General features: G+C 39.4%; 20 protein-coding genes and 1 pseudogene. 5 read left to right on the top strand and 16 right to left on the bottom strand.

Annotated elements, in window-relative coordinates:
- Positions 1–120 precede the first annotated feature (120 nt).
- The 3 genes from rny (at position 121) to GO495_RS00090 (ending at position 3,186) form a co-directional block, all read left to right on the top strand.
- The gene (rny, locus tag GO495_RS00100) at positions 121–1,686 is read left to right on the top strand and encodes a ribonuclease Y (RefSeq protein ID WP_157297680.1); all 1,566 of its coding nucleotides are present in this window, start codon (positions 121–123) and stop codon (positions 1,684–1,686) included.
- Between the two features lie 85 nt (positions 1,687–1,771).
- Positions 1,772–2,362: a 3-keto-disaccharide hydrolase gene (locus GO495_RS00095; RefSeq protein WP_157297679.1), complete on the top strand. Its 591-nt coding sequence runs from the start codon at positions 1,772–1,774 to the stop codon at positions 2,360–2,362.
- Positions 2,363–2,364: 2 nt separating this feature from the next.
- Positions 2,365–3,186 carry a purine-nucleoside phosphorylase gene (locus GO495_RS00090; RefSeq protein WP_157297678.1) on the top strand — a complete coding sequence of 274 codons (822 nt, stop codon included), beginning with the start codon at positions 2,365–2,367 and terminating at the stop codon, positions 3,184–3,186.
- Positions 3,187–3,228: 42 nt separating this feature from the next.
- Here GO495_RS00090 and scpB read toward each other — a convergent pair whose 3' ends face one another.
- The 14 genes and pseudogenes from scpB to GO495_RS00025 all read right to left on the bottom strand — a co-directional run bounded on the left by scpB (position 3,229) and on the right by GO495_RS00025 (position 13,262).
- Positions 3,229–4,251: an SMC-Scp complex subunit ScpB gene (gene scpB / locus GO495_RS00085; RefSeq protein ID WP_157297677.1), complete on the bottom strand. Its 1,023-nt coding sequence runs from the start codon at positions 4,249–4,251 to the stop codon at positions 3,229–3,231.
- Between the two features lie 140 nt (positions 4,252–4,391).
- Positions 4,392–5,279 (bottom strand): ATP synthase F1 subunit gamma, encoded by an 888-nt coding sequence (atpG, locus tag GO495_RS00080; protein ID WP_157297676.1) that lies wholly within the window; start codon positions 5,277–5,279, stop codon positions 4,392–4,394.
- 103 nt (positions 5,280–5,382) lie between these two features.
- Positions 5,383–6,270, bottom strand: coding sequence for a WG repeat-containing protein (locus GO495_RS00075; protein ID WP_157297675.1), 888 nt, complete (start codon positions 6,268–6,270; stop codon positions 5,383–5,385).
- A 48-nt stretch (positions 6,271–6,318) separates the two neighbouring features.
- A complete protein-coding gene (locus tag GO495_RS00070; protein ID WP_157297674.1) occupies positions 6,319–6,900 on the bottom strand; it encodes a DJ-1/PfpI family protein in 582 nt (193 codons plus the stop codon).
- A gap of 151 nt (positions 6,901–7,051) precedes the next feature.
- The gene (locus GO495_RS00065) at positions 7,052–7,468 is read right to left on the bottom strand and encodes an N-acetylmuramoyl-L-alanine amidase (RefSeq protein WP_157297673.1); all 417 of its coding nucleotides are present in this window, start codon (positions 7,466–7,468) and stop codon (positions 7,052–7,054) included.
- 2 nt (positions 7,469–7,470) lie between these two features.
- Positions 7,471–8,076, bottom strand: coding sequence for a hypothetical protein (locus GO495_RS00060; protein WP_157297672.1), 606 nt, complete (start codon positions 8,074–8,076; stop codon positions 7,471–7,473).
- 57 nt (positions 8,077–8,133) lie between these two features.
- A complete protein-coding gene (locus GO495_RS00055; RefSeq protein WP_157297671.1) occupies positions 8,134–8,817 on the bottom strand; it encodes a hypothetical protein in 684 nt (227 codons plus the stop codon).
- 278 nt (positions 8,818–9,095) lie between these two features.
- On the bottom strand, positions 9,096–9,755 hold the full coding sequence (locus GO495_RS00050) for a hypothetical protein (protein ID WP_157297670.1): 660 nt from the start codon (positions 9,753–9,755) through the stop codon (positions 9,096–9,098).
- A gap of 410 nt (positions 9,756–10,165) precedes the next feature.
- Positions 10,166–10,573, bottom strand: a complete 408-nt coding sequence (locus GO495_RS00045; protein WP_170302606.1) for a hypothetical protein — start codon at positions 10,571–10,573, stop codon at positions 10,166–10,168.
- 77 nt (positions 10,574–10,650) lie between these two features.
- The gene (locus GO495_RS32585; protein WP_420808904.1) at positions 10,651–10,743 is read right to left on the bottom strand and encodes a hypothetical protein; all 93 of its coding nucleotides are present in this window, start codon (positions 10,741–10,743) and stop codon (positions 10,651–10,653) included.
- Positions 10,723–10,779, bottom strand: a pseudogene (locus GO495_RS32580) (hypothetical protein); the annotation flags it as partial. The gene GO495_RS32585 and the pseudogene GO495_RS32580, both read right to left, overlap by 21 nt.
- Before the next feature lie 296 nt (positions 10,780–11,075).
- On the bottom strand, positions 11,076–11,507 hold the full coding sequence (locus tag GO495_RS00035) for an SMI1/KNR4 family protein (protein ID WP_157297668.1): 432 nt from the start codon (positions 11,505–11,507) through the stop codon (positions 11,076–11,078).
- A 72-nt stretch (positions 11,508–11,579) separates the two neighbouring features.
- A complete protein-coding gene (locus tag GO495_RS00030; RefSeq protein ID WP_157297667.1) occupies positions 11,580–11,981 on the bottom strand; it encodes an SMI1/KNR4 family protein in 402 nt (133 codons plus the stop codon).
- 645 nt (positions 11,982–12,626) lie between these two features.
- Complete coding sequence (locus GO495_RS00025; protein WP_157297666.1) at positions 12,627–13,262, bottom strand: SMI1/KNR4 family protein; 636 nt, start codon at positions 13,260–13,262, stop codon at positions 12,627–12,629.
- A gap of 446 nt (positions 13,263–13,708) precedes the next feature.
- Between GO495_RS00025 and GO495_RS00020 the strand changes: the two genes are divergently transcribed.
- Positions 13,709–14,320 carry a hypothetical protein gene (locus tag GO495_RS00020; RefSeq protein WP_157297665.1) on the top strand — a complete coding sequence of 204 codons (612 nt, stop codon included), beginning with the start codon at positions 13,709–13,711 and terminating at the stop codon, positions 14,318–14,320.
- A gap of 314 nt (positions 14,321–14,634) precedes the next feature.
- On the opposite strand, the gene GO495_RS00015 is transcribed toward GO495_RS00020, so the two are convergent.
- Positions 14,635–15,042, bottom strand: a complete 408-nt coding sequence (locus GO495_RS00015; RefSeq protein ID WP_157297664.1) for a DUF2750 domain-containing protein — start codon at positions 15,040–15,042, stop codon at positions 14,635–14,637.
- A 138-nt stretch (positions 15,043–15,180) separates the two neighbouring features.
- Between GO495_RS00015 and GO495_RS00010 the strand changes: the two genes are divergently transcribed.
- Positions 15,181–15,768 carry a DUF416 family protein gene (locus GO495_RS00010; protein ID WP_157297663.1) on the top strand — a complete coding sequence of 196 codons (588 nt, stop codon included), beginning with the start codon at positions 15,181–15,183 and terminating at the stop codon, positions 15,766–15,768.
- 244 nt (positions 15,769–16,012) lie between these two features.
- On the opposite strand, the gene GO495_RS00005 is transcribed toward GO495_RS00010, so the two are convergent.
- Positions 16,013–17,684: RHS repeat domain-containing protein (locus tag GO495_RS00005; RefSeq protein WP_276611787.1), on the bottom strand; the 1,672-nt coding region annotated here is incomplete at its 5' end.

The following is a 17,684-nucleotide window of genomic DNA, read 5'->3' as shown; positions in this document are numbered from 1 at the left end:
TTATCTCATCATTTCGCACATCTTTTTGTATTTTCGCGAATCAAGTTCTAACCCTCTACCTTTTCCACGGAACGGGAATGTGGCCAGGAATGCAACATAAATCAAGTTTAAATTTTTTGTATGGATTCTACTTTAATAACGACAATAGCCGCAGTGGCGGCTTTGATCATAGGCATTTTGTTAGGTAAGGTGATTTTTGCCAAAAGCACACAGCAAAAGATAACGGATGCAGAATTACAAGCCCAGAAAATAATAGCAGAAGGTCAGATGACCGCAGAAAACCTGAAGAAAGACAGGTTACTCGAAGCAAAAGAGAAATTTCTCCATCTGAAGAGTGAACATGAGAAAGAGACAATGCAGCGTAACCAGAAACTGGCCGATGCAGAAAACAGGATCAAACAGAAAGAACAGGGCGTAGTACTGAAGGCAGAGAGCCTGCAGAAACAATTGCAGGAAAATGAGGCGATCAAGGAAAACCTGAACCGCCAGATGGAATTAGTAGCTGTGAAGCGTACAGAACTGGAAAAACACCAGGAAGAACATATCCGCCGCCTTGAAAAAGTGGCTGCCCTCACCGCAGATGAAGCACGTCACCAGTTAATAGAAAGCCTGAAAGATGAAGCCCGTAACCAGGCGATGTCTCATATTCAGGAAATTATCGAGGATGCGAAGCTGAAAGCAAACAAAGAGGCAAAGAAAATCATTATTCAGTCTATCCAGCGTACAGCGGCAGAACATACCATCGAAAATGCCATTACTGTATTTAACCTGGAAAGCGATGAGATCAAAGGCCAGATCATTGGCCGTGAAGGTCGTAACATCCGCGCTATTGAAGCGGCTACCGGCGTTGACCTGATCGTTGACGATACCCCTGAAGCAATTGTACTCTCCTCTTTCGACCCGTTACGCCGTGAAATTGCACGTTTATCGCTGCAGCGTCTGGTACAGGATGGCCGTATCCACCCTGCACGTATCGAGGAAGTAGTTGAAAAGACGAAGAAACAACTGGAAGAACAGGTAATGGACATCGGTGAGCGTACCGTGATTGAACTGGGTATCCATGGCCTGCATAAAGAACTGGTCCGCCTCGTAGGTAAGATGCGTTTCCGCTCTTCTTATGGTCAGAACCTCTTAATGCACTCTAAAGAAACTGCGAACCTTTGCGGTGTGATGGCTGCAGAACTGGGCCTCAACCCTAAATTAGCAAAACGTGCAGGTCTGCTGCATGACATCGGTAAAGTGCCGGATGAAGAAACAGAACTGAGCCACGCACTGTTAGGTGCCAAACTGGCTGAGAAATATGGTGAACATGCCGCGGTAGTAAATGCGATCGGTGCTCACCATGATGAAATGGAAATGCAATACGTGATCTCCCCGATTATACAAGCCTGCGATGCCATCAGTGGTGCGCGTCCCGGTGCCCGTCGTGAAATCATGCAGAGCTACTTACAGCGTATCAAAGACCTCGAAAACCTGGCGCTTGCCCACGATGGTGTGGAAAAAGCATATGCTATCCAGGCAGGTCGTGAACTGCGCGTGATCGTTGAAAGTGATAAGGTGACCGATGCTGATGCAGATCGCCTCTCTTTTGAGATTGCCACTAAAATACAGACAGAAATGCAATACCCCGGTCAGATCAAAGTAACCGTTATTCGTGAAAAACGTGCGGTGAACGTGGCCAGGTAAAAGTATCATGATAGTTAAAAAAAGGCGTCTTATTTGAATAGGACGCCTTTTTTTTATACTTTTTAAGTCTAAAAATCTCCAGATTATGAAAAAACTCATTTCCGTTTTATTTGTGGCCCTGTTTGCTTCTCCTACATTTGCCCAATCTTTATTCAACGGTAGGAACCTCGACGGATGGAAAATTTATGGTACCGAGAAATGGTATGCGGAGAATGGCACACTCGTATGTGAAAGCGGTCCTGATAAAGAATACGGCTACCTTGGTACTGCCAAAGAATATAAGAACTTCGAACTTACTGTAGAATTCAAACAGGAAGCCAATGGTAACAGCGGAGTCTTCTTCCACTCTTCCATAGAAGGTACTAAAATTGCCGGCTGGCAGGCGGAAGTGGCGCCTCCGGGACAACATACCGGCGGTATCTATGAATCTTACGGACGCGGATGGCTGATACAACCTGCGGCGGAGAAAGAACAGTATTTAAAAATGGGGGAATGGAATACGATGAAAGTGAGAGTAGACGGAGATGATGTCACCACCTGGCTGAACGGTCATGAGATGATTACGCTGAAAGATGCGAAGATCGGAGAGAAAACAGGACAGATCGCTTTGCAGATCCATGCTGGTGGCGGCATTAAAGTACGCTGGAGAAATATTGAGATTAAACAACTTAAATAAAGATGCATAAACTGGAAGAACAGATTAACACGGCTGTCAATTACTTACAGGGATTTAACTACCATCAGGCGCGGGTAGGTATTGTACTGGGAACAGGTTTAGGTCAGCTGATCCATCACATACAGATAGAAAAGAGTATTCCGTATAATGAGATCCCGCATTTTCCGCTGAGTACTGTGGAATCTCATAAAGGCCAGTTGATCTACGGCAAAATCGGCGATACCCCTGTTATTGCCATGCAGGGCCGTTTTCATTATTATGAAGGCTACTCCATGCAGGAGATCACTTTCCCTATACGTGTCATGAAAGCATTGGGCATTCGGCATCTGCTGTTAAGCAATGCTGCCGGCGGCATGAACCCGGCCTTTAAGAACGGAGATATGGTACTGCTGGATGATCATATCAACTTACAGCCGGAGAACCCGCTGCGTGGACTTAATTCATCTTTTTTTGGCACCCGTTTCCCCGATATGAGCCAGCCTTACGACAAACAGCTGGGCTCCCTGTTACAATCAGCCGCTGCGGATAAAGGCTTAACCTTACATACAGGTGTATACGTATCTGTAACAGGACCTAATCTGGAGACAAGAGCGGAGTATCGTTTCTTAAGGCTTATCGGGGCTGATATGGTGGGGATGAGTACTGTGCCTGAAGTGATAGTAGCGAATCAGTTACAGTTGCCCTGTGCGGCTATATCAGTGATTACTGATGAATGTGATCCCGATAATCTCAAAGCCGTTTCTTTGGAAGAGATCATTGCTGTAGCAGGCACTGCTGATAAAAAACTAAGTGAGCTGTTTGTTTCAGTGATCAAACACTTATGACCATAAAAAAACTCCTGACGGTTAACCGTCAGGAGTTTTAAGTTATTTTTCATATTCGTCGTCCTCGTCCTCATCATTATCTTCATCTTCACTGTCCTCATCCTCATCGATATCATCTTCGTCCTCTTCATCACTGTCCTCATCATCCTCGTCCTCTTCATCTCCGGGGCCAACACTGGCAACAACAATTTCCTGTATTTCTTCCGTAACTATTATCTCTTCTTCAATATCAGCAATCGCTTCAGGGGCTTCTATGATATCCTCAGAAACAGGTTCTTCTTCCGCAACAGGTTCATCATCAACACTTATATGTTCAATTCCTCCCGGCACGTCGATATCCAGTCTTTCCAAAGTCTCATCACTTACCACACCAGCTATCACAGGAGATAACGCCTCTCCATCCGGTAACTCTATCTGTTCTACCAGCTCTCCCGTTTCAGAAACGATCATATTCAACGGTTCATCAATGGTATTACCATTCGCATCCAGATCAAGCATCAATGTAGGAGCAACATCCTCTTCAAATACTTCTTTCAGCTTAGGAAGGTCCTTAGGGGAATTCAGTCCAAAGTAATCCATAAACGCCTTGGAAGTACCATATATCAAAGGTTTACCGGGCAATTGTTCACTACGGCCGGTAATAACGATCAACTCTTTTTCCAGCAATTTCTGAATAGAATAATCAGTAGCCACACCACGGATATGTTCTATTTCCCCTTTAGAGATAGGTTGTTTATAAGCAATGATCGCCAGGGTTTCCAGTGCGGCAGTAGACAGGCGTTTCAGGAACTTCTCTCCGTTCAGTTGTGCCACTGTCTGGTAATAATCTTTTTTAGTCAGGAACTGATAGCCACCTCCGCTTTCTCTTACTTCAAAAGCGTAAAACTCAGAAGAATACTTCTCCCTTACGGCTTCCAGTGCAGCTTCCACCTGGTCTAAAGTAGCCCTGTCTTCGAGGAAAGCCATTGCATTATTTAGTAAGTCAGTAATTTCCAGCGTAGGCAGGGGCCTGTCTGCTGCAAATATCAACGATTCAACATGCGGTATTATCTGTGAGATCTCCATTGTCCGGTTTTCTATTTGCAGGGAAATATCCGGCCTGCATCCTTTAAAGAAAAAAGTCAAAGACCGAAAATACAGCCTTTGACTCTTAGAAAGAAATCAAAATATTTTGATGTTAATTTGATGTGTATAACTTACCTGGATCAACCATTCAAAGCAGCTGCACCACTCACAATCTCAGTGAGTTCTGTAGTAATTGCTGCCTGACGCGCACGGTTGTAGCTGATCTTGTAATTGCGTAACAATTCGTTCGCATTTTCAGTGGCCTTATCCATTGCAGTCATACGTGCACCATGTTCAGAAGCATTTGCATCCAGCATGGCTTTATATAACTGAGTGTTCAGGATTTTCGGCATTAACTCAGCGATGAGTGCTTGTTTCTCAGGTTCAAAGATAAAATCTGCACGGGTTGCTTTCTGTCCTGCCTGTGTTTCCACTTTGGCGATAGGAAGGAACTGTTCAGATACAAAACGCTGGGTAGCAGCATTTTTGAATTCGCTGTATATGATTTCCACTGCATCGTAGTCCCCTTTGGTAAAACCGTCCATGGCTACTGCTGCAGCTTCCTTAACATGTTCAAAATCAAGATGACTGAACATATTCCAGTAAGCTTCGTTTTGTTTATAACCGCTCTTGCTGAAATGTTCCCATCCTTTTTTACCGATAGGCAGGATTTCTACCTGTCCTTTAGCAAACTGTTCTGCGTATTTCTCGCGGATCACCTGTTTTGCCAGCTTAATTACATTGGAGTTGTAAGCACCACATAATCCCCTGTCTGAAGTGATCGCGATGATCAGTACCTTCTCTACCGGGCGTTGGGCAGCCAATGCAAGTTCAATACTACCTTCACTGTTAGAAACGATATTTTGTAACATTTCCTGCAGTTTCACAGCGTAAGGGCGCATGAGCAGGATAGCATCCTGGGCACGACGCAGCTTTGCAGCACTTACCATTTTCATGGCTTTGGTGATCTGCAGATTGGACTGAGTAGACTTTATACGGTTGCGAACTTCTTTAAGCTGACCGGACATAATGTTTTATGTATTACTTTATTTTGTACGATAATAAAGCCCTCAGGGCCTTTTGAATTTGGCTGCAAAGGTAAATAATTTCTTCCTAAGTAAGAATCAATACTCAGTTATTCTCTTCTTTTACGGCTGTTTCTGTTCCGGGAACGGATTCTGTCCAGGATTCATTACCCGCTTTATCTACATAACCTACTCTGCCATTGAGCTGTATCAGGGCCTGACCTTCTGAGAAGATATAGGCATTATCGTACTTCTGGGGAATAACAACATGGTTCATTTTATCGATAAACCCGTATTTTCCTCCTGAGCTCACAGCAGCCAGTCCGTCATTAAAGTCGCGGGCTCTGTCATATGTAACAGGTATTACCAGTTCTCCTTTTGTATTAATGTAACCATATTTCTTATTGAGGCGAACCCAGGCGAGGCCATCCTTAAAGACCCCGATTTTCTCATAAACCGTCATCACCACATTCCCTTTCTTCAAATCTGCCCGGCCGCACTTGCCATCCATATATACAATGGTACTTCCGTTAGAAACGATCCCAACCACATCATAAACAGGCTTCAGTACCGCTTTCCCTTTCTGATTAACCACCCCGTATTTATCATTAAGCTGCACTGTGGCAAATCCTTCTTTAACCCTTACCACTTCGTCATATACAGGGGGAACAAACTCCCTTCCACTGGTATCCATCGCTCCTTTCTTCCCTTTCAGCCCTATCCCCGGGTACAACGGATCTTTAACCCATACAGTATCGTACTTCACCGCAGATACCCGCCCATTCTCAAAGGCATACCCAAACTTATGTTTCTGCCGTACCACCGCATATCCGTTCTGAAAACTACCTACAGAGTCGTACTTAGCAGGAATTACCACCTTCCCGGCTGCATTACTAAAGCCGAATTTCCCGTCCTTTTCAATCTTTACCAATTGTGCATTGGTAACGGTCACCGCAAAAAACAGGCAGATGGATAATAAATAAGTCTTTTTCATAGGATGCTGATTATTATACCAAAAATAGCAAAAAAGCGGGTTATTTCCCTATAACTCGATCTTTGTTCCCAGTACTTTCAAAAAAGCGGCTATCCATTGAGGATGGGCTGGCCAGGCAGGTGCTGTTACCAGGTTCCCATCTGTAACTGCCTCATATACATTCACAGCTTCAAAATGCCCTCCGGCAATGGTTACTTCCGGTCCAACAGCAGGATAAGCTGTCAGCCTTTTTCCTCTTACTACGTCAGCGGCGGTCAGGATCTGTATACCATGACAAACAGCTGCAATTGGTTTATTGGCAGTTGCAAAGTGCTTCACCATCTCGATCACCTTTGGGTTTAAACGCAAATACTCCGGAGCTCTTCCTCCTGCAATCATCAGGGCATCATAAGAAGCTACCTGTACATCGGCAAAAGATGCATTTAAAACAAAATAATGCCCCCGTTTTTCACTATATGTCTGATCGCCTTCAAAATCGTGAATGGCCGTGATTATTTTATCACCTGCTGATTTTTCCGGGCAAACAGCATGCACAACGTGTCCTATCATCTGCAGCATCTGAAATGGGACCATCGTTTCATAATCTTCGGCGTAATCGCCTGTAAGAAAGAGAATTTTCTTCTGTGCCATGGAGTATTGTGTTTTTGGGTGAGTATTAAAGTTACGATATCCTTGTCAGGTTTCGGTTCCTGGCATTGCCGGTCTAACATATTTCCTGGTACTTATTAGAATATAAAAGAGATTGTATCGTCAATGATACAATCTCTTCTATATTCTATAATTAAGGTATAAATTCCTTCAGCCAATCCTTTACATTAAACGACGGACATGCCTTATGTACATTCGGGAAATCCCTGTGCCCCTGAATAACAGCTGCAGGATACTTTTCTCTCAGTACACAAATTATATAGTACATAGCCTCTTTCTGTTTCATTGTCCGTGTATCCTGAGGATTATTATCCCCGTCAACACCACCAATGTAACTAACATGAATGCAAACATTATTATATCCCGCAACTCCATTTGCAACCAGCTCTTCATTCAGCAACTGCTGTATGATACCATCTGCAGATATGATGTAATGATACCCGGGATTCTTCCAGCGAAGTTGCGTTCTCCAATAGTTCTGTATAGCCGCAACCGGTGTTAAAGGCGGCGTTGCCGTACAATGAATAACGATATATTTTATGTTTCGCATAATCAGAATTTTATAAATGAATATTGTAATGAGATGCCAATAGAAGGCGTAAACGCTTTTCCGTTCCATCCGTAACCGGCGTATGGTCCAATTGTAAAATGTTGCCTGTTCACCATCCTCAGCGCAGTAATACCTGTCAGGTGAACATTTGGATTCAGACTATAAGCATCTATGTAAGTTTTTCTATGCTGCTGATAAGCGGTGATAATAATCGAATCCGTAAACCGGTAATTAATAACCGGCTCTTTTCCGATTTCACCGTTAAGATTCAGCCACTGGTCTTGAAAGCGTAATTTGTATGCTGTAGTAGAATCCGGAAGGTATACGGTGTCTACCGTTGGATGGAGGAAGCCGGAAGCTGTAGCGCCAATGGCTGTTGCTTCCTGGACGTCCTTCTGTTTCATCTGGTTCTTTATATCGTTTAAGAACGCGGAAGGTTGTTGTATACTGCCGGCCATTTTCCTGATATGCTCCGTATTGTATTTGTCCTTCCAGTATACGGCACTGTCTTGAATAACGTTGATATGTCTTTGTTTATGGAAACATGTTCTTATCGTTATAAAAGTGAAAAATATGAGTAAAATAATGATGATAATATGTGTTTTCATTTTCTTTTGTCTTTATTGTCCGGTGAAAAATTGATCAGATGTTCCTCGATGAACAGATCATAACGATGATTTTGTTGTTAAAAGCCATTTTGAAGCCACTGCCTGCCATCTTCTAATGGGATGCTTACCTATCATCCAGCCATTGGCTGAATAGTGATGAAAAAAGGCGAGGGCTATTTCTTCGTTTGCATGTTCTTTATCAAACCAGCTTAAAATCTCTTGCAGGGTTGGATACTTTTGCCCGTGTGTCTCACACTCAATTGTTTTGCATTGTTTAGAAGATTGTATTTTATTGTCTACCTGTGCAGGTACTGCTTCGGTAGTAACACTGGCATAGGTTGTGCCTACATCTGGTGTAACTCCGTTCACGTCTGGTACGCCCCCTGATACAGAGGAAGTACGACCTTCAGTATCAGGACGGTTACTACTCCCGGGGAAGAGATTCAACTGATTCTTTACAATCTCATGATCCGTTAACCGGATGATCGTTACTTTCGGGTAATCCCCTTTGTCCAACTCCGGCTGATAGATGATGTAACCGTATTCATTCAGTTGTTTAAGCGTTTGGGCAAACGTATTCTTACTGCCTATACGGCTGGCATTCATCAGTAAGCCACGCGAGATCCTGAATACAGGTGTAAAATGGTACTTGTGCCAGGTATTGAACAGTGCGATGTACAAGCTAATGTGCCAGGGTTTCAGACGGTTATCCCTTTCTACGAGATAATGAAAATTTTGCATGTGAATAATGTAATTCATCATTTAGTTTTTTGTCCTTTAAGAATTCGTTGATAGTTCTGCTGACGTAGTATTCTACGGTTTGGCAGGTTTGTCTTTTTGAGAGGAGAAATAAATTTCCTTACTTGTTGTTGCCCATTCTGAGCAATGGGAATGTTTGTTTGCATACTTTGAATGTTTTATGCAAATCAAAAAAAATAATCAATACAAGAACAGCTGCACAGGGGTTTGTACCCCTGTGCAACAAGTTCATTATCAATAAATTGAAGGAAAATAAATATTTATAGATTTCTAAGATAGCTGATCATCCGGGTAAGAAACCCGATTGCATCTTTAATAGCGTCAGGTTTAGGACCCTGATAATTTTTCTTAAACGTTGTAATTGCCAAATCATCCGTTTTTTTTGAACTGAAATTCGCAACTATATAGGGTACAAGTTCCTCCTGAGATTTACTGGGGATATGCGACGTTGTTTTCACAAGCGCTTTTGTAAGAGCAGCCATTCCTCCTGCGGAGATATCCAGTTTTATTTTTTCTATCGCAGTAAAGTGCTGGTCGCTGGCTGACGAGCTTTCCGCTGAAACTTTTGAAGTCTTCGAAAAATGATAGCGTACGAAATAATTAAGTACTCCGGTGTGAGATAAGACTTCTTTCAGCAATTGTGTGGTGAAAGAATATTCGTTTTCCTTTTGGGAAATAGCATCTTCCAACAGACTTTTAAGTACTGTTAGTATACGATATTTATGCGCGATAAACTGCTGGTATTCCTGTTCGTTAACAATGGAAAGGGCGTTTATTACAATGGCTTCCCTGATAGTGTGGATTTCCGCTAAGAGCGCGGCTTTCTGAGCTTCGTATTGTTTCTTGTCTCTAAGGTTATCTTCTTTTACATTGCAAAGGTGGTAAACAATACTGGTCAGAGTAGTAACTGACATCGACATAATGATCTTTTGTACGATTAAAAATTCCTGTTTCAGACCTGGTTGTTAAGGGCCTTGCAAAATCTATCTTCATTTTGTTAATTTTTATGATAGCTAATTTACGTAATCTAATATTTTGGCGAAATTTTTCTTTTGTCCAATTTAGTAAGTGGAAATGTATGATACATCACCCTGGCCGTTAATTTGGATCAACAACAGGGCATTGCAACCTGCTGTCTTTAACCGATATAAAATACCGTTAAACGCCCGATAAAATTCAACTCTCAACACCAGAAATAATGGAGCTGCATCATTCGCAGGCTGATTATGCATGAGTCTTGCGACAGACATTTCCTATTTGTCAGCGAGAAGAATTTAGAATCATATGAGATGCAATGTAGCGGGGAAACATTAAAGCCTTCCAAATTATCTTAACTAAGAAATTCCAGGTCAAAATAATAGTTATCCTTATTTTCCCGATCTACGTAAATTGAAATATTTTTTTTTTGCTCTAATAAATAATGGATTGTAATACGGTCTTTATAAATTGGAGGGCTAGCCATTTTAACCCGTTTCCCATCAACTTCATAGCAGTAAACAAGATAGCACACATTCATACTTTGGGTATCTGCTGTTTTTTTCCCTATTAAGCCGTCCAACATCTGTACCTCCAGTGAAGCATTATTTTTAATTTCATCAGTGTATTTTATTGTACTGACAATTTCAAATTGCTCAGACTCTATAACCATACACTCCCCTGTTTGCTTAAGAAATCCATTAGGATTAATTTTCTCACCTTTATTAAATAGCTGTGCTAGTATATTTTTTAGAAAGCTCATCATTTCATAGTTTCTTTCCTGATCAAATTGCCCAATGTATCATAATATTCCCATACTCCTACATTTCTTCCTTTTTTTTATGTCTCAATTGTAGATACCTTGCCATTAGGATAGTATATAGTGAAAATCCCATCCTTTTCGTTCTCTACAAAGGTTCCTTCAAATGACAAGTTTCCATTATCAAAATACCCCACCCATTTGCCATCCTTTTGGTTATGATAAAAGTATGATTTAGCCTAGACAGCAGAGATTGATAAGCTCGTATAACAAAATCAGAATTTCATTAATATCGATTGATGAAATCCTGATTTTTATTCTATGCGATTTTATAGTTCTCTAACATAAAAGACTCTTTTCCATTCATAAGAAAATTTCAATCTTCCATCAGGTAATATTTTAAAAATAGTTTTCTTCTTTTGAAGAATACGACCATGACTTTATTATTAAAAGCATAAATATCACAATTAGCACATAGAAGATTATGTAGAAGATATATAGATTATTAGCCTATATCTTCTTTTAAATTACCAGTTGCCAAATATTCCAAGAATTCAGCAAAATTCTTACCCAGCTCTGTTGTATCTTCTTCTGACATATCTATAAAGGGAACTTCTATAAAGGCACCATCTGACTTCCTTATTCCATAACCAGTATCGCTACCATTGGAGCCAAAGAAGAAAAAGCCCTTCGAGTATCCATCATCAACATCTTCTTCGTAGTAGGGATTTAAATTTATAATCTCCTGTACCGACCAGAAGAGGATATACGAATCCTCCCCGACAAAGCCTTCTGCGCCATCATATGACTTTAAAAAGTCTAGATAATCTGGATCAATATTAAAATCCATTTTATTGATTAGATTAGTTATCAAACTGTCCTCTGCCTTCGCTTTCTTATTTAGCTTTTTTAATAATTCATCAATCTTGGCTGCCATATGAACCTATTTTATGAACTTCATAGTAATAAGCCAACATCAATTTTGGCCCTGTTGTATGTTTTATAACTTTCATTCTTCTGTTTGAATGTATAAATAGCTAAAGAATTCTGTAAGAGTTGTACCACAAAAAATTGGATCATCATCTATTAACATACCCATAAATTCAAATTGCACGATTGATGAATCTATTTTATTAAATGCGTAAGCGGTACCACCTAAATTCGTTGCAAAAATAAAATAAACAGGAGCATAAATATCAACTTCATAATCTTTATTATTTTGAATCAGTTCCCCTACCTGCCAAATCTGTAGATATGAATTTTCGCCAATTGTACCTTCCGCGCCATTTGCTATTTTCATAAAATCAATATAATCGGCAGGGGGAGTAAAGTCTATTTGTGATAAAAATATGCTTAATTCATTATGGTCACATGGAGCATTCCTTTTTAAATGTTCTATATGTTTTTGCATATAATCTCAGTTATTATTTTTGTTGTTTTTTAATCTCCCACATCTTGCTATTCCACCATGCAGTATACTGTTTGTGTACTTCGGGTGCAAGAGGAATTTTGTTAGCAGGATCGGTGGGACTTCCTCCAAATTTCACCGGATGAATTTCATGGACTTTCATACCAAGTTCCATCGTAACCTGACATATCGCGAAGGTTACAGAGCAAAAACCCTTTTCTTCTTCGACTTGATGATCTGGCCTCATTAGGCGAGGCGACCAACCTCGAAATTCAGAGACAATTCCATTCAATGTAAAAAATAGACCACCAAAAAGGCAGCCTATTTAACATAAGACACATTACTCATATTTTTCAAGTTCACTATTTAAAGCCTCCTTGAACATTGACATGTCTATAGCCATCCCTTTTCCAGTCGGCAAAGACAGTCAAGACAGCTTGTATTTGCTTTTTTCAAAATCTGGTATAAACTCATTCAAGAAGTCATCAAGACGTCCAATTGCAAGAAAATAATAAGGGTAGTTTTAATTTATGACGGGAGTATATCAACTGTATTCATGCATTTAATTTGATTTGTTTCATCGCACACTCTCTATCTAAAGTGTCAAGAATCAGATTATGGAAACTAAGTCACATTTGATACTTATTATTAAAATCTGATTCTCAATTTCACTTTCTCCCCATCCTTTAAATTGTATATCTGTTTAGCAATATCAGCATTATAAGACAGATAAGCAGGATAATTGTTGACATAAAAATTATCTAGTTTATACTCTCCTCCTATTACAAATGGAATTTTGGGTTGTATACGTTGATCTAAACATAATTCATATTCTCCTTTCCACATTTTTTCATAAGTAATTCCGGCATAATAATCAATATCGTTAATCAATATACTTAAAGACTCTTTGAAGTTCTGTGCAACAATCTCACAACTACCCGATTCAATATTAAATAATAAAATTTGACCTCCATTATTAAAAACAAATTGATTTCCAAAAACGTCTTGTGCGAACGAATATAGTCCTCTAAATAAAAAATCAAATTCTTGAATCAATAGCTCATTTACTGATATTATGCTCCGGAATGATTTCTCACTTATCAAACTATAGAATTGTAGGGATTGACCAAAGAAAAATCCACCGTTTCCGATTGAAGAAATGAATTCCAAATAGTCTTTACTTTTTGTAGTCGACGCGCATTTCCTCAAAACGAAACTATCAACTTCAAAAGAAATTTGATCTTTCATCTTATTTTCTAGAAAAAATTCATATTCCTTAATCATTGTTTTGTTATTTTCTGTAAATTAATAACTTTAATTTCTACCCTAGTATTATCGGGTACATTTTTAAGCTGTTGACCAATAGATGCTCCTGCGCCTCTATTATCTCCTGATAAAATTGTTTTTACGCTGGTTGCTCCGTTGGGCTTTAATACAGCAGGAGGAAATTCATCACGATCTTTACCTGTCTTCCGTGCAACGTTTTTTATATTTGCCCTTTACGAGGAGTCATTATCATTATCATATTTCTTCTCTCAGCATATGTAAAACCTCTTTTATACTATTTTATATTTTAGGTATTCATTACTATTAGGAACAAATTTGCATAATTTAATTGTCTTATTGAGGCTATAAAGATATTATTTAAGTTTCTCGAAACATTGGATGAACTGAAATTTTAGGTAGCAATGCCTCTGCTTCCCTCACTAATAATTACAAAACAAATTATCATGAATACTGCGGAGCAATTTTGGGACTGGTTTAAAAAAAATGAAGCTCAATATTTTTTTATTAATCAAAATAATGATTCAGTAAAAAAGGAAAAGCTTTTAGATGATTTATTACTTCACTTACATAAGTTTTGTAACAAACTGTATTTTGAAATAGGAGGACATCCCAATGCTAACCATCAAAATCTAATTATTACAGCGGAGGGAAATATAGATTTCTTCGAGCAAGTAGAGACACTTGTTGGTCTGACCCCACATTTAGAATACTGGAATGTAATAGCTTTTAAGCCTCCAATGAAAGGTTACATCATCAAATACGCAGGGCTTGAATTCAATCCGAAAACGATTTGGTTTAAACCATTATACAGTCCAACAGTAAACAAATTTGGTTTAAAAGTTTACTTTGAAAATTACGATGCTCTAAAAAGTGAAATCTACCGTAGGGGTACTTACTTAACATTAGATAATGTTTTAGGTGAAAAGTCAGCCGTACTTGATATTGATTATATAGAAATAGCAAATTTCTCTACCGACGTCAATCGCGAAGAACTTTTTGCATTTGACACTCTTGAAAGTTATATCGAACGAATTAAAAATCACCGCAATTTATAGGGGAGGATGCATCCTCCCCTATAATTAGTGAACAAGCGTATCGTGAAGTACAACTAATCTTTAATCCGTAACTGTTCCAACCATTTGTTAGGCTTTCCTGCATAATAATCGCATAAACGATCTTCTACGTGGTGAGCCTCCCATGACGCAGTTGCTTCCAAGCCCGGCATTCCTCTTTGGTCGATGGTTTTATCTCTCCTGTATTGGGATTATCCATTTAGCCCCTGCAATGTTATCGTTCAACTCTTTATTGCCGAACCCATAATCATAAATAGGCTCCTATCCAAACGAGATTACTAACTTTTTTCTGTTCACTATTCGATTTTGTTTAGTTCACTGTTTAATGCTTCTCTAAACAGGGAAATATCCATGACTTCTCCTTTTTTAGTTGGCAATGGCAAAAGTGAAAGCTTATAATTCTTGTTTTCATAATCAGGCAGATATTCCTCAAGAAAGTCACTAAGCTCAATAACCATAGGTGTATAGTTTGCAAAATCACCGGTACAATATAACTGCGTAAACTCTTTGAAAGGCCATATAGGAAATATGACATTTTGAACTTCATCAGTTAACATGCCTAAGGCTCCGGCTTCATCTACAATAGTCCATAATGTTTCCCAATCAGCAATTCGCTTAATAGTATATTCAAATCGCTTTTCTGGCGACTCACTAAGTACGGAATCTATTTCCCTTTGACTAATTTTATAATATTCTGCAGTCATAATTATTATTTTTTCTTTACTTTTTCAGTAGAATGTTGTAGTTTATGTACAGTAATCGGAGAAATACCTAAATCACTTTATATCAATAATTCGGCACTAAATTTTTCTTCTTAACTTTATCATAAATCAATATTGTGTATGGCAATAAAAGAGTTTAACACATTATCAGAATTAAATTTTCAAAAGCAACTTGTGTTTGCTTACCTTACTTGCGCTCGTCTTTACCCTAATTATGTGTACTTTTCCGCAAAGTATAATTTTGGCAGTCCGGATATACTTGAAAAATCTATAAACTATATTCATCAAAATATATTTCAACACAAGATCGATATACCGACAATTAAAAACTTTCTTGAAGAATTAGACAAAGCGACTCCTTATCCTGAAAATTACGATACAGTTTTAGTATCTGCTAGTTTGGATGCATGCAATGTAATTTTTGAAACACTTAACTTTTTAGTTGATAAAGACGTTAAAAGACTTAGTGACATTTCGACGATGGCAACGGATACCGCGGATATGTACATTCAAGAAATAGACGATCTTGATTTCAATACAGATAAAGATTTCCAACTGAAGATCGATCGTCATCCTATAATGAAAAGGGAGATAGCAATGCAACAAGGAATCATTACATATCTATCGCAAATTACTGAACTAGAACCATCTGACTTACAAACACTTATACGATTGCAGGAAAATAACAGGGGCAGTTTGAATTTATAAACCGTTCTGCTATTTTTCACCTAAAAATTTAGATCATTATCCGTTAAATAATAATCTGATTTATTTCCATCCTGTTAAATAAAATATTTCAGCTAAAAATGGCTGTGGTGTAAGACGGATAAATTGGTCTATATCCACAGCCATATTGTTTTTACGCCGAATTCATCATTATTAATTTTTATTCAGCATATATTCTTCCTGTTATTGAAAATTTCTGTTGCTTCATTTCAGTATTCTACGCAACTTAATTTGGTTTAATTGGAGCTAATAAGTTTATTCTCTTTAATTCTGACGCAGGTTTAGCTCCTGAATTATTAATAGCTGCAGCACACGACGGACAAATAGGCCTGCTTGCCGCCACTTCGTTGACCTTCATTCCATTTGCATTAGCGTGATTTATGATAGTCTGTTCAGCATGTCCCATTCCTTTTACTTCTACTTCACCTGGTCTCAAAGCAGCGCGTTGGGCTGGTCTTAATCTGGGTTCGCTGGAAGCAACAAGAGTTACATTTTCGCCTTCCGAAGTTGTTGCTGATGCGACTGCAGTAGTTGTTCTAGATTGTGTTTGTAAAGGTAACGCATCATGAACATCTTTTGCTCTTGTTGCGAGACTTTCAGTAGCACCTACTTCAGTAGCCATTTTAGAAGTTCCCGCTACTATATTTGCTGCTGCAGAACCTGGCGCGCCTGGCGACGGACCGCCAAATAATGCGGCAGAAATTATAATTTGAGCGTCAACAGGATAGGTAAATGATAATACGACAGATCCTCCAGCGATTAGTCCACCTCCAACGGCAATTAAGTCTGCTTTACCCCGAATATCTATTCTATTTGCAAGTTCCTCACCAGTAATTTTACCTGATGATACATCTCTCAGGTCTCGTTCAATTCTAAAATCTGCAGCTTCTAGACCTTCTAATTCTACATGAGAAGTTACCTTGTTTTCTGAAAAAGCGTAAGGTGAATTATAATCATACTTACTTGCCAGTGGGTCTATTTCAATAAACCGTCCTATCTGAGGATCATGATTACGCCATTTAAACTGATACCAGTTTAAATCCAAGCTATTATCAAATTCCTGCCCTTGGAATTTCTTCTTATTCTCCGGATAGCTGGCACTTTTCAGCGCATTCGAACTAATGCCCGCCATGGTGAGGCCAAATGGATAGTAATGCGTCTCTTCCAACAATGGCCCTGTATTATGGGTAACGATCAAATTATCAAAGAACACATCCTGGGCACTCTCATTGCTTGTATAAATATACAGAAATCCTGTTTTCTTTATTGGGGTCTTATTTAGTACTAATGGGACTAGTGAATCAATTGGCCCTTGTACCTGCCGAACACCTGAGTTCTCGTCTACGAGGTTGAACTGGTCGTCAAACAGTGCGAAGTTGAGGTACGCTTTGGGTTTGCCAGATAAGTTTTGTAAAGAATCCTTTGATTTAAGACCGTCGTAAACACCGCTGGTGAGCATGTTAACAGGTGCTGATGCGCCAGTACCACTATGCACCCCGTCTGTAATTCCCCCTCCACTAAATGCCTGCAGAATGGAAGTGACCATACTGGAAGATGTTGTATATGGAGTACTAGCCCCTGCATTCTTATACAAGGCTTTTACCGCGATAGTGATACTATCTCCTGCCATTACCCGCAGAACCAGCGATGGCCCTATCTTCTGTCCATTGGAAGCATTTAACTTAGCTACATAGGCATTCGGATTAGTGGTATTGTCGGTCGGATACCCGGTAGGTTTGGCGGTACGTGTATTATCGATATTAGAAAACAGGGCGTTCTCAACTGCACTCGCTGCTGTTTCCATTGTGGCCACATACAGGGCTGTATCGGTTTGAGTGCCTAATACCATCCGCACATTGCCCAAATGATCTTTTACAAAGTAATCATAGACATAACCG

Source organism: Chitinophaga oryziterrae, assembly GCF_009758125.1.
GTDB lineage: Bacteria > Bacteroidota > Bacteroidia > Chitinophagales > Chitinophagaceae > Chitinophaga > Chitinophaga oryziterrae.
Note: the sequence above shows the minus strand (reverse complement) of the source record. Positions and strands in the feature narration are given on the sequence as shown.